Source organism: Mesorhizobium sp. UC74_2 (assembly GCF_042701485.1).
Taxonomy (GTDB): domain Bacteria; phylum Pseudomonadota; class Alphaproteobacteria; order Rhizobiales; family Rhizobiaceae; genus Mesorhizobium.
Genome location: NZ_CP170562.1, coordinates 3325907 through 3338338, shown reverse-complemented (window position 1 = coordinate 3338338; position 12432 = coordinate 3325907). Strand labels below are relative to the sequence as shown.

Below are 12432 nucleotides of genomic sequence, written 5' to 3'. Positions count from 1 at the left end.
TCTGTGCTGTTGAACTTTCGACAATCTCGGTGATAGCACTCAACCGTCGGCCGGCTCGCCCGGTCGCAGCCAGCGGTCGCGGAGAACGCCTTTGCCCATACTCGTCACCGGCGCGGCCGGCTTCATCGGCAGTCATATCTGCCATCGCCTGCTCGACAGGGGGGAAGCGGTCATTGGCGTCGACAATCTGAATGATTATTACGATCCGGCGCTGAAGCAGGCGCGCCTGCAACGGCTTTCCCCGCGCACCGATTTCTCGTTCCACAAGCTCGATATTGCGGATGAGGATGCCCTGGCTTCGCTCTCAGGTCGTGGCATCAAACGCGTCGTGCATCTCGCCGCCCAGGCCGGCGTGCGCCATTCGCTCGACAATCCGCGCGCCTACATTCGCTCCAACATTGCGGGTCACCTGGAAGTGCTGGAGTTTTGCCGGGCACAACCCGGTTTCGAGCACTTGGTCTATGCCTCGTCGAGTTCGGTCTATGGCGGCAACCGCAAGATACCGTTTTCGGAAACCGACAAGGTCGACACACCTGTCTCGCTCTACGCGGCCACCAAAAAGGCCGATGAATTGATGAGCCACACCTATGCTCACCTTTATTCCATCCCGTTGACGGGCCTGCGCTTCTTTACGGTCTACGGACCATGGGGGCGGCCGGACATGGCATATTGGCTTTTCACCAAGGCTATTCTTTCCGGCAAACCGATCCGCGTTTTCAACCAGGGCGAGATGTGGCGCGACTTCACCTATATCGACGACATCGTCGAAGCGGTGGTGAAAATCCTGGACAATCCGCCCAGCGGCGAGTCGCCGCCGGCGCGGCTCTACAACATCGGCAACAACAACCCGGTGCGACTGGGTGAGTTCATCGACACGCTGGAGCGTTTGATAGGCATCGAGGCCAAGCGCCAATACGAGCCGATGCAGCCCGGCGACGTCGAGCGCACCTTTGCCGATGTCACGGCGCTAGATCGTGCCATCGGCTTCAAGCCGAACACCTCCACCGAAGATGGATTGCGCAAGTTTGTCGAATGGTATCGCGCCGAATGGCAGCAGCGCGGGTAGGCCTCAACCTCAGGGCAAGATAATCAGCTGCGATCGCCCTGACACTGCTCCAAAAAGAGCTTTGGATCGCCGGCCACGATTGCTTGGCAACACGAGCTTTGTGTGGCTTCTTCGCAGGACTAAGCCAGCCCCGTCTTCTCAAGCGAGCGTTACGATGACTTCGCAGAAATCGATTTTTCTCTCTGGAGAAGGTGACGCTTGGTTTGAGCGTAACCTTGCCGCCCTTGGGCACAAGGGAACAGATCTCGTCGTAGGTGAAATGCTGAGCTTGCAGGTTCAACCAAAACTGATTGCCGAGATCGGATGTGGAGAAGGTGAACGTTTATCGCTTCTTCGCGACAAATTCGGATCAAGATGCTGGGGCTTTGATCCATCAACAAAGGCTGTTGCCCACGGTCGTGCGACATATCCTGGAATTGCATTTGAGATCGGAACTGCCGACAGGATCGACCTGCCCGATTCCAGCGTCGATACACTTATCTTCGGGTTTTGTTTGTATCTGACTGATCCAAGGGACTATTTTAAGATAGCCGCGGAGGCTGATCGTGTTCTGGTCGATGGTGGGTTGGTCGCTATTTTGGACTTTAGCCCCAGGCACGTTTTCAAGAATGCGTACTCTCACAGAACCGGTGTATTTGCTCACAAAATGGATTTCTCGAGGATTTTTACCTGGAATCCGGCTTATCGGCTGATCAGTCGGCGATACACAGAGCATGGCTCCAGCTTCACATATGATGAAAACGAGTCGATCTGCCTCGATTTCATCAAGAAAGACTGGGCAAAAGCATTTCCAAAATCCCCGCAATACTGAGATCGGACGAGTGTAGGAGTGCCTTGGTCCTACACGGCAGGTCCATGCGCTTGCGGCACTACGCTAATATAAACTGTTGGTAAGCCTGTGGCTGGGCGCCAGGATTCGAACCTGGGAATGTCGGTACCAAAAACCGATGCCTTACCGCTTGGCGACGCCCCAACAGCCGATGAATCGGATGTGAGCGGCCTTATAGGCAGAGCCGGCCAAAAGCACAATCGCCAATAACATGCCAAAATCGATGCACGAGCCCCGCGGAAGGTCTGGGGCTCGCGCAACGGCTATTCGCTCCAGACGGCCAGTTCGTTGCCGGCCGGATCCGCGAAGTGAAAACGCCTGCCGCCAGGAAAAGAGAAGATCGGTTTGACGATCGTACCGCCGGCGTTGGTGACCGCGTCGAGCGTCTCTTCCAGGTTTTCCGAATAGAGCACCGGCAGTGGTTTGGCCGTTGCAGCGGAGGGGTCGGCATCAAAGCCGCCGTCCAGGCCTTCGTTGAAAGCCGAATAGGTTGGCCCGTAATCCGTGAACGACCAGGAGAAGGCCGCGCTGTAGAATGCCTTGACGTTGTCGAGCTTGCCTTTGGTAGCCGGCATTTCGATGTAGTCGAGTTTGCCTGTCTTACGCATTGCAGCACCCTTTGTTCTTCATATGTTCTTTATGGCATGGGAACCGCCAGAGACTCAAGGGCTTCATGGCTATGAGGGCGCTTGGATTCGGCATGGCGAGCTGTCCGCCTTCTCTGTCGAACCGGTCGAGCGATTCCTTTTCCCGTGAGAACGGAGTTTGATGACATGGCATCCCACCATCCTTTCGAGTGGCACCAGTTGCCCGATTTCCGACACATCACTCACCCCTAAAATGGCTTAATCGATTGTAGCTGCGGGCGAGAGTTTCAAGCGCTTGCCTTTCGCAGCGCAGCATCCTAGGCAGGCCGCGAGGCTTACCCCGGGGCAGGAGCCCCAGAGGCGAAACCAGGCTGAGGAGCGAGCATGACCAAGTGGGTCTACACCTTTGGCGACGGAGCGGCCGAGGGCCGCGCCGGAGATAAAAATCTGCTGGGCGGCAAGGGGGCCAACCTGGCCGAGATGTGCAGCCTGGGCCTGCCGGTGCCGCCAGGTTTTACGATCACCACCGACGCCTGCAATCACTACTATGCCGATGGGCGCGTCTATCCGGGTACACTGGAGGGCGATGTCGACGAGGCACTCGGGCACATCGGCCGGATTACCGGCCGCAGCTTCGGCGATCCCGGCAAACTGCTTCTCGTCTCGGTGCGTTCCGGTGCCCGTGCATCGATGCCGGGCATGATGGATACCGTGCTCAACCTCGGACTCAATGACGAGACGGTCGAGGCATTGGCGAGCGATTCCGGTGACGCTCGGTTTGCCTATGACAGCTACCGCCGTTTCATCCAGATGTACTCCGATGTCGTGATGGGACTTGATCACGAGGTCTTCGAGGAAATCCTGGAGGACCAGAAAGCCAGCCTTGGCTACGAACTCGACACGGAACTTTCCGCCATCGAATGGCAAGGTGTCATCGCGCTCTACAAGACCAAGGTCGAAGAAGAGCTCGGCAAACCGTTCCCCCAGGATCCGCGTGAGCAGCTCTGGGGCGCCATCGGCGCCGTCTTTTCCAGCTGGATGAACGCGCGCGCTATCACCTACCGTCGCCTGCACGATATTCCCGAAGCCTGGGGCACGGCCGTCAACGTCCAGGCCATGGTATTCGGCAATATGGGCGAGACCTCGGCTACCGGCGTCGCTTTCACCCGCAATCCATCGACCGGCGAGAAGCTGCTCTACGGCGAGTTCCTGGTGAACGCACAGGGCGAAGATGTCGTGGCCGGCATCCGCACGCCGCAAAACATCACCGAGGCAGCCCGCATCGCCGCTGGTTCCGACAAGCCTTCGCTTCAGAAGTTGATGCCGGAGGCCTTTGCCAACTTTGTCGCGATTTCGGACAAGCTCGAAAAGCACTACTGCGACATGCAGGATCTCGAATTCACCATCGAGCGCGGCAAATTGTGGATGCTGCAGACTCGATCCGGAAAGCGCACGGCCAAGGCCGCCCTGAAGATCGCGGTCGACATGGCTCATGAAGGCCTGATCACCAAGGAACAGGCGGTGGCCCGTATCGATCCGTCTTCGCTCGATCAGCTTCTGCATCCGACCATCGATCCGCGCGCCGAGCGCAACGTCATCGGCGTCGGCCTGCCGGCATCGCCTGGTGCCGCCACAGGCGAGATCGTGTTCTCCTCCGACGACGCCGAAGAACTGAAATCGCAGGGCCGCAAGGCAATCCTGGTGCGCGTCGAAACCTCGCCGGAAGATATTCACGGCATGCATGCCTCCGAAGGTATCCTGACCACGCGCGGCGGCATGACCAGCCATGCCGCAGTGGTCGCGCGCGGCATGGGCAAGCCATGTGTTTCAGGGGCCGGTTCGCTGCGCGTCGACCATAAGGCAGGCGTGCTGATTGCGCTCGGCGCCACCTTCAAGAAGGGAGACATTATCACCATCGATGGCGGCAACGGCCAGGTGCTGAAGGGTTCAGTGCCGATGCTGCAGCCCGAATTGTCCGGTGACTTCGCCGCCATCATGGAATGGGCCGATGGTGCGCGCCGCATGAAAGTGCGCACCAATGCCGAGACACCGGCCGACGCGCGCATGGCCCGCTCCTTCGGTGCCGAAGGTATCGGGCTCTGCCGTACCGAGCACATGTTCTTCGACGGCGCGCGCATCGTCGCCATGCGCGAGATGATCCTGGCCGATACCGAGAGGGATCGTCGCTCGGCACTTGCCAAGCTCCTGCCGATGCAGCGCTCGGACTTCCTGGAACTTTTCGAGATCATGGCCGGTCTGCCGGTGACCATCCGACTGCTCGACCCACCGCTGCATGAATTTCTTCCCAAGACCGAGGAGGAGGTGGCCGAGGTCGCCGCCGCCATGAATGTCTCGGCCGACAAGCTTCGGCAGCGCACTGAGGCCCTGCACGAATTCAACCCGATGCTTGGCCATCGCGGCTGCCGTCTGGCGGTCTCCTATCCGGAAATCGCCGAGATGCAGGCACGTGCCATCTTCGAGGCGGCAGTCGAGGCCGGTCGCAAGGCCGGCGCGCTGGTGGTGCCGGAAATCATGGTGCCGCTGGTCGGCATCGTGAAGGAGCTCGACTACGTGAAGGCGCGCATCGACCAGGTGGCCAAGGCCGTGATGGACGAGACCGGCGTCAAGATCGACTACCTCACCGGCACCATGATCGAACTGCCGCGGGCAGCCATCCGCGCCCATGTCATTGCGGAGACGGCGGAATTCTTCTCCTTCGGCACCAACGACCTGACGCAGACCACCTTCGGCATTTCGCGCGATGATGCGGCTTCCTTCCTGGAGACCTATCGCCAGAAAGGCATCATCGAGCAGGATCCGTTCGTGTCGCTCGATCGCGATGGCGTTGGCGAACTGGTGCGCATGGCTGCCGAAAAGGGCAGGGGTACGCGTCCGTCCATCAAGCTCGGCATCTGCGGCGAGCATGGTGGCGATCCGGCCTCGATCAGCTTCTGCGAGGAAGTGGGGCTGGACTACGTCTCCTGTTCGCCCTTCCGCGTGCCGATCGCCCGTCTGGCGGCGGCGCAGGCGGCGGTGGCGAAGTAGAGGAACATCCGGCGGTCTTGCACGTTCCGTCGCAAGATCGCCGTTTTCGCCAGCCATGGGCGGCGGGAACAGAGTTCTTTGGAAATTGCGATGCGCATCCTTGTCACCGCTGCCTTGACGGCGACGCTGCTGAGCGGTCCGGCCTTCGCCGGGCCGTCGGAACGTCTTGTCGAGCCGACGCTGCGCATAACGCCGGGCGGCAAAGCTGTGCCGCGTGTTGCGCTGACCTTCGATGCCTGCATGGGCAAGACCGATCGCCGCATCCTGTCGGTGCTGGTCGACAACAGCATTCCGGCGACGATTTTCGTCACCGGCCGCTGGCTGAAGCATAACAAGGATGTGCTGGCCGAACTGCAAGCACATCCGGACCTGTTCGAGATCGAGGACCACGGTGCCATGCACGTGCCGGCTGTTGATCGGCCGATCCGTATCTTCGGCATTGCCGCAGCCGGTTCACCCGAGGCGGTCGACAAGGAAGTGCGAGGCGGCGCGGAAGCCATCGAGGCGGCCGGTGCGACGGCACCGCGCTGGTTTCGCGGGGCAACGGCACGCTACAGCAAAAGTGCCATCGAGCAGATCCGCAAGCTTGGTCTGCGGGTCGCCGGCTACTCCGTCAACGGCGATGGCGGCTCGCTGCTTGGTGCCGCAACCACCGAAAAACGCATTGCCGCTGCCCGTGATGGCGACGTGGTGATCGCCCATATCAACCAGCCGACACATGCGGCTGGCGAGGGGGTCGCCAAAGGGATCCTCGCGCTCAAGGCCAAGGGCTTTTCGTTCGTCAAGCTGTCCGATGTTCCTGCCGAAGGCTCGGACGGCACAACGGTTGAGACGGTTGCTGGTTACTGAGGGCGCGCCTGCGCGCGCGGGATGGCTAGCCTCTCAGATCAGCCTCTGTCCGCCATCGATATGGAGCGTCTCACCCGTCATGAACTCGTTTGCCATGAGGTAGAGGTAGGCAGGCGCGATGTCGGCAGGATTTGCAACCTTTCCAGCCGGCAGTCTGGAACCCATGTCTTGGAAGAAGCCGGATTTGGCCTCTCCGACAAGCTCGTCCCACATCGGCGTGTCGACCCAGCCGGGCGATACGATGTTGACACGCATCGGTGCGAGTTCCAGCGCGAGCGCCCTGGCGAAATAGCTGAACGAACCGGCGATGGCGGACACCACCGAGCCGCCAGGAACCGGCGGCCGATCCTTGTTGATACCGGAGGTGAAGGTCATGGAGCCTCCAATTCTAAGCGTACGTGCCGCATGTTTGGCGAGCATGACCGCACCAATCAGCTTGTTGTCGACGAAGCTGCGCACGAAATCCATGTCGGTATCGTTGATCGGATAATTTGGGGGCGGCGTCCCGGCCGTCGAGACGAGATGGTCGAACGATCCGATTTCCTCGAACAGCCGGCTGACTTCCGCTTCCTTGGTCATGTCGGCAGCAATGCTTCTCACATTGCTGTCTGCACCAAGTGATTGTCGTGCAGTCTGCAGCTTGTCGTGCGAACGACCGACGATCGTGATATCGGCGCCATTCTGCAAAGCTGCAGCAGCCACACCGAGCCCGATGCCGGAGCTGCCCCCGACGACGACGATTTTCTTGCCCGTAAGCGATGCCATGGGGAGCCTCTGCTCTTGATGATGTTGGAGGATTACGCTTGACCTGCGTAGGCAGCTTCCAGGTCCGCGACGATGATCCTGGTCATGCCGTACATGGCCTGCCTTGCCCGATGTGCCTTTTCTCGGTCCGGGTCGGTCATCAGTTTCAGCGCGATCTCCGGGATGACCTGCCAGTAGACCCCGAATTTGTCCTGCAGCCAGCCGCACGGCTTTTCGGAGCCGCCACCTGCGATGAGCGCATGGTAGTAGTAGTCGGTCTCCTGCTGGTCCCTGGTTTCGATATAGAGCGAAAGCCGTTCATTGAAGGGCGGCATGGATCCTGCGTCGAGCGCTGTCAGCTTCAGCCCTTCGAGCTCGAAGTCGAAGACCGCATGTGGAACGCCTCCGCCCGCCTTGGAAAAACCGTCGGTGAATTCCCGGGTTCCGAGAGCCTTCGCGTCCTTGAAAACCGACATATAGAAATCCCGTGCTTCTGCCGAATTTCCGTTGAACCATAGAAAAGGATGAATCGTAGCCATGCTGATCCCGTGAGCTTTGATCACAAATTGGCTGACATTTTCGCCGGTAGTGAATTGACCGACAAACCACTAGTTGGCACAAATTTGTGAAGATCACTCACAGATAACCGATGGCTCGCAAGCTTCCGCCACTCAACGCCTTACCGAGTTTCGAGGCAGCCGCACGGCATCTGAGCTTCTCCAGGGCGGCGGAAGAACTCAATGTCACGCATGGTGCCATCAGCAGGGCAGTCAAGAACCTTGAAGATCAGCTCGGCGTTCAGCTGTTCGAGCGTGCCACGAGGTCCGTGCGTCTCACTGCCGTCGGCGAACCTTATGCGCGCGCCGTCCGCGACATGCTTGATCAATTGGCGATAGCCACGGCCTCCGCGACGAGCCGCCATTCGAACACGACGCTGAATGTGAGCACGTCTGACGGTTTCGCCGGAAAATGGCTGGTGCCGCGGCTCTATCGCTTCCATCGCGCTCACGGCGATATCGACGTTCGGGTCTCGACGACAGGGAAACTCACCAACTTCCGCGGCGACGGCATCGATGTCGCCATACGTTATGGCAGCGGTGACTATCCCGGGCTGACATCGGAATTCCTGGCTGGTGAAGAGGTTTTCCCGGTCTGCAGTCCAAAGCTGCTTGAAGGCGCGCATCCGCTGCACGAACCTGAGGACCTCAGGCACCATACGCTGATCCACGATGGTTATCCGATCGACTGGGCAACCTGCTTGCCAGCGCGCGGGTGGAAGGCGTGGACCCCTGCAGCGGGTTGACCTTCGATTCCGCCAGTTTCGCCGTCGAGTCTGCCGTGCAGGGTGAGGGGGTCGTGCTCGGCCGCACCATGCTTGTCGCCGCCGATCTGGCCAGCGACAGGCTGGTTCGTCCTTTCGCGCACGCGCTGAAGTCTCTTTCCAGCTTCTACGTCGTCTATCTTCCTGATGCCATTCGTCAGCGCAAGGTACGGGCTTTTCGGGACTGGCTCCTTTCGGAAATCCAACCAGCCAAGACTTGAGGGATCGGTATTGGCAGGGAAGAGCTAGGTTGCGGTTGTTTCGATCTCGACCCGGTCAGGGTAAAATGCACCGTGATCCTTGATGACGAGCATTTCGTCGTAGGGTGCCTGATAGGCCCACATCACATCCCTGCGCGTTTCAACGCCGGTATCGGCACTCCAGTAGCTGGCATCACCCTTGAAGGGACAGTGGGTCGAGCTGTCGCTTGGCACCAGCATGTCAAATCGAATGTCGGCGAACGGCACATAGAGCACCGGCGGATAGTTCGCTTCCTGCAGAAGCTGGGCACGACCGGAGGTCGCGATCACCGTGTCACCGAAGCTGACGGTAACCGTGCCATCGAACGGTTCGACGGTGATCGTGTGCCCAGGGCTGCGCTTGAAACCGGGGGCAGGATTGGCTTTCTGGTCCATAAGACATCTCCACTGCTGGCTCCCATATAGAGCCGGCGATGGCTAGCGCCAGCAACCTGCTGACAAAACCAGCTCTGGAATCAGGCGGCGACCTTCAGCGCATCCATCAGCCCGGCATACGCCTCGGCGATACGTGCGGCGGGGTTGCTGCTCTTGGAGGCGGTTTCCACCTTCAGCGAGCCGCCCTTGGCCGGCAGCGACAGCAGCAGATATTGCCGGTTCTCGCCGTCGCCGACGGATGCAGCGGCGACATACTCGTCGGCGCCCTCATTCAACACGCACATGCTGAAAAGAAGCTTGCCGCTGACGGCTTCGAGCGCGCCGTCCACAACAGTTGCAAATTCCTCCGTGGAGACGGCCTTGGCCACCGGGGTCAGCTCGCCGAGGCTTTCCTCAAGCGCGGTTTCAAGGGCTTCATCGTCGATCTGCGGGTCCATCGCGAACCTCATCCATCTCGCCTGTCACGTCCCGCCAGCTTAAAAATATGCAGACTTTGGTCGGCTTGACAATGGTCGGTTGCAGAATCGCCGCGCGATGCGCGCACAAAGGGTCTTTTCTGACCTTGCGGCAGTCTGGACTTTCTCGACGTTCCTTCCAGAATGCAAAAAAACATAAGATGAGGAGGAACACGATGCTCGGACTGATGCAGCAATGGCCCTTGCTGTGCCACAAGATCCTGGACAATGCGGCGATCCAGCATGGCAAGCGTGAAATCGTCTCGCGCTCTTGCGAAGGGCCGATCCTGCGTTCGACTTATGCCGAACTCAGGCAGCGTTCATTGAAAGTCGCACAGCGGCTGCAGCGCGATGGCTTCAAACTGGGCGACCGCATCGCGACTTTGGCATGGAACACCGCTCGTCATCTCGAGGCCTGGTACGGGACGATGGGCATCGGTGCGGTGTACCACACGCTCAACCCGCGCCTGTTTCCCGAACAGATCGTCTGGATCATGAACCACGCTGAAGACCAGGCGATTTTCGTCGACCTCACCTTCATGCCTCTGGTGGAGAAAATTGCCGGTGCTGTACCTTCGCTGAAGAAGATCATCGTCCTGACCGACAAGGCGCATATGCCGGCAACCAGCCTGACCAATGCCGTGCCCTATGAGGAATGGCTGGCCAAAGCCGATGGCGATTTCCAATGGACAAGCTTCGACGAAAATACTGCCGCCGGCATGTGCTATACTTCCGGTACCACGGGTGAGCCCAAGGGGGTGCTCTACAGCCATCGCTCCAATGTGCTCCATGCCATGATCGCGGCCATGCCAGATGCCATGGGCATTTCCTCGCGCGATGTCGTGCTGCCGGTGGTGCCGATGTTTCACGCCAACGCCTCGGGGGCTTGGCCAGTCGGGGCCGATGATCGGGGCCAAGATGGTCATGCCCGGCGGCAAGATGGACGGCGCGTCCATCTATGAATTGCTCGACACCGAACAGGTGAGCTTCACTGCGGCGGTCCCGACCGTCTGGCTGATGCTGCTGCAGTATCTGGAGGAAACGGGCAAGAAACTTCCTCACCTGAAGAAGGTGGTGATCGGCGGTTCGGCATGTCCGCGCGCCATCACCCAGAAATTCCAGGACAACTACGATGTCCAGGTCATCCATGCCTGGGGGGATGACCGAAATGAGCCCACTTGGCACGCTGGGAACCCTGAAACCGGAATATGCCGGGCTGACCGGCGATGCGCGGCTTGATGTCCAGCAGACTCAGGGCTTCGCGCCGTTCGGTGTCGAAATGAAGGTCACCGACGATAACGACAACGCTCATCCTTGGGATGGCAAGACATTCGGACGCCTCAAGGTACGCGGTCCCGCGGTGGCCAGCGCTTATTATGGCGGTGCGGGAGCCGAGCAGTTCGATGACGACGGCTGGTTCGATACCGGAGATGTCGCCCATATCGACGCCAACGGTTATATGCAGATCACCGACCGGGCCAAGGACGTCATCAAGTCCGGGGGCGAGTGGATCTCCACCATCGAACTCGAGAATCTCGCTGTCGGCCATCCCGATGTGGCGGAGGCGGCCGCGATCGGAATCCGCCATTCCAAATGGGACGAGCGCCCGTTGCTGGTGGTGGTGAAGAAGCCGGGCAAGGAGCTCTCGCGAGACGATGTTCTCGGTTTCATGAGCGGCAAGATCGCCAAATGGTGGATGCCGGACGATGTCGCCTTTGTTGCCGAGATTCCGCACACAGCCACGGGCAAGATCCAGAAAAGCGCCTTGCGCGCGCAGTTCCGCGACTATCGCCTCCCGACCGACTGAGTACATGGCTTCGAACGTCGGAACCGATTTTCAGAAGGGATGCCAAGCGACGCGCCAGAGCGTCGCTTGGGTGACGTTCTGGCCTGTGCAATTCCCAGCCGAAGCCGGTGCGGAGTGCTGCGTTTCGGCTTCAATCCGGCGCAGAAACACTCTAATGCTCGAGCCGGACTGGAGCGTTTCCGTTCTTCACGGAAACGCGGAAACGCTCTAATTCTTTGTTTTTACGCAATTCCGGACGGGAAACCGCCACAGTTGTTCTGGGGAAATTGGTGGCGATGACGGCATATCCCGAACGGCAGGTGGCAAGAGCGGCGGGCTGGTCGCGACGAACGGGGGCTTTCTCGGCAGTGCTTCTGCTCACTGCCTGGGGCGGTCACCACTATGGTCTGGTCGAGACCGGCGGTTTTCTCTGGGTGCTGGCGCTTGTGGCGCTGCTGGCCCTGTTGGCCCTGCTCTTTGCAGGTTTCGCGCTGGCGAGGTTGTGGAGCCATGGCGCTATCGGTGGCCGCGATCTTTCGGTGGGCGCACTTCTGGCTGTGCTCGTGCTGGTGCCTTACGGCGTTGCCGGGTACCGCATGGCCAGCTATCCGACATTGCGTGATGTCTCGACCGATCTCGACAATCCGCCTCGGCTCGATATCAGTTCCCGCACCGCCGGCATGAATGTTCTTGCGCCGTTGACACCCGGCGAGGAACGCCTTCAGGCCGAGATCTACCCGGCGGTAACCGGCCATCGTTACGACCTGCCATTCGACGAGACCTTGGCGGCCGTGCAGACCGTGTTCGACCGTCGAGGCTGGACAATCGTCGGCGAGATGCCCGAACCGCAGGAGGGACAAACCGAGGCGACGATCGCCGCGCTCGCCACATCCTTCGTGCTGGATCTGCCCGCGGACGTGGCGGTCCGCATCACCACCGATGGCGAGACCACATTGGTCGATATGCGCTCGGCGTCGCGCTATGGCCGTCATGATCTCGGTGACAATGCCGAGCGGATCGTCGCGTTCCTCGCCGAACTTGACCAGGAGGTTGCTGCGCAGATCGGGACGACAGCCGCGCAGTAGCTTCCTTGGGGACCGCGATGGCCGGCTCTG

The 12432-nt window shown here is 60.0% G+C and carries 12 protein-coding genes, 1 tRNA gene and 1 pseudogene; 8 read left to right on the top strand and 6 right to left on the bottom strand.

The window, feature by feature from the left end; all coding sequences use genetic code 11:
* Positions 1-91: 91 nt before the first annotated feature.
* Complete coding sequence (locus ACFJIU_RS16240) at positions 92-1066, top strand: NAD-dependent epimerase/dehydratase family protein (protein ID WP_379061465.1); 975 nt, start codon at positions 92-94, stop codon at positions 1064-1066.
* A gap of 154 nt (positions 1067-1220) precedes the next feature.
* Positions 1221-1877 carry a class I SAM-dependent methyltransferase gene (locus tag ACFJIU_RS16235; RefSeq protein WP_379061462.1) on the top strand — a complete coding sequence of 219 codons (657 nt, stop codon included), beginning with the start codon at positions 1221-1223 and terminating at the stop codon, positions 1875-1877.
* A gap of 88 nt (positions 1878-1965) precedes the next feature.
* Here the strand turns inward: ACFJIU_RS16235 and ACFJIU_RS16230 are convergent.
* Positions 1966-2039: transfer RNA gene (locus ACFJIU_RS16230), tRNA-Gln, on the bottom strand.
* 119 nt (positions 2040-2158) lie between these two features.
* Complete coding sequence (locus ACFJIU_RS16225) at positions 2159-2503, bottom strand: VOC family protein (RefSeq protein ID WP_379061460.1); 345 nt, start codon at positions 2501-2503, stop codon at positions 2159-2161.
* Between the two features lie 363 nt (positions 2504-2866).
* Here ACFJIU_RS16225 and ppdK point away from each other — a divergent pair, with 363 nt between their 5' ends.
* Entirely contained in the window at positions 2867-5527 is a 2661-nt protein-coding gene (gene ppdK, locus ACFJIU_RS16220) for a pyruvate, phosphate dikinase (RefSeq protein ID WP_379061458.1), read from the top strand.
* A gap of 90 nt (positions 5528-5617) precedes the next feature.
* Positions 5618-6376, top strand: a complete 759-nt coding sequence (locus ACFJIU_RS16215) for a polysaccharide deacetylase family protein (protein WP_379061456.1) — start codon at positions 5618-5620, stop codon at positions 6374-6376.
* A 33-nt stretch (positions 6377-6409) separates the two neighbouring features.
* Here ACFJIU_RS16215 and ACFJIU_RS16210 read toward each other — a convergent pair whose 3' ends face one another.
* The gene (locus ACFJIU_RS16210) at positions 6410-7141 is read right to left on the bottom strand and encodes an SDR family oxidoreductase (protein WP_379061454.1); all 732 of its coding nucleotides are present in this window, start codon (positions 7139-7141) and stop codon (positions 6410-6412) included.
* Positions 7142-7173: 32 nt separating this feature from the next.
* On the bottom strand, positions 7174-7596 hold the full coding sequence (locus ACFJIU_RS16205; RefSeq protein WP_379061452.1) for a VOC family protein: 423 nt from the start codon (positions 7594-7596) through the stop codon (positions 7174-7176).
* Positions 7597-7769: 173 nt separating this feature from the next.
* On the opposite strand from ACFJIU_RS16205, the gene ACFJIU_RS16200 reads away from it, so the two are divergent.
* On the top strand, positions 7770-8423 hold the full coding sequence (locus ACFJIU_RS16200; RefSeq protein ID WP_379061450.1) for a LysR family transcriptional regulator: 654 nt from the start codon (positions 7770-7772) through the stop codon (positions 8421-8423).
* Positions 8420-8662: a LysR substrate-binding domain-containing protein gene (locus tag ACFJIU_RS16195; protein WP_379061448.1), complete on the top strand. Its 243-nt coding sequence runs from the start codon at positions 8420-8422 to the stop codon at positions 8660-8662. The genes ACFJIU_RS16200 and ACFJIU_RS16195 overlap by 4 nt, the downstream gene beginning before the upstream one ends.
* A 24-nt stretch (positions 8663-8686) precedes the next feature.
* Here ACFJIU_RS16195 and ACFJIU_RS16190 read toward each other — a convergent pair whose 3' ends face one another.
* Complete coding sequence (locus ACFJIU_RS16190; protein ID WP_379061446.1) at positions 8687-9076, bottom strand: DUF427 domain-containing protein; 390 nt, start codon at positions 9074-9076, stop codon at positions 8687-8689.
* A gap of 80 nt (positions 9077-9156) precedes the next feature.
* Positions 9157-9513, bottom strand: coding sequence for a hypothetical protein (locus tag ACFJIU_RS16185; protein ID WP_129415969.1), 357 nt, complete (start codon positions 9511-9513; stop codon positions 9157-9159).
* A gap of 194 nt (positions 9514-9707) precedes the next feature.
* Here ACFJIU_RS16185 and ACFJIU_RS16180 point away from each other — a divergent pair.
* Together ACFJIU_RS16180 and ACFJIU_RS16175 are read left to right on the top strand one after the other, a co-directional pair.
* A pseudogene (locus ACFJIU_RS16180) lies at positions 9708-11338 on the top strand (fatty-acid--CoA ligase).
* Between the two features lie 275 nt (positions 11339-11613).
* A complete protein-coding gene (locus ACFJIU_RS16175; RefSeq protein WP_379061442.1) occupies positions 11614-12402 on the top strand; it encodes a DUF1499 domain-containing protein in 789 nt (262 codons plus the stop codon).
* Positions 12403-12432 lie beyond the last annotated feature (30 nt).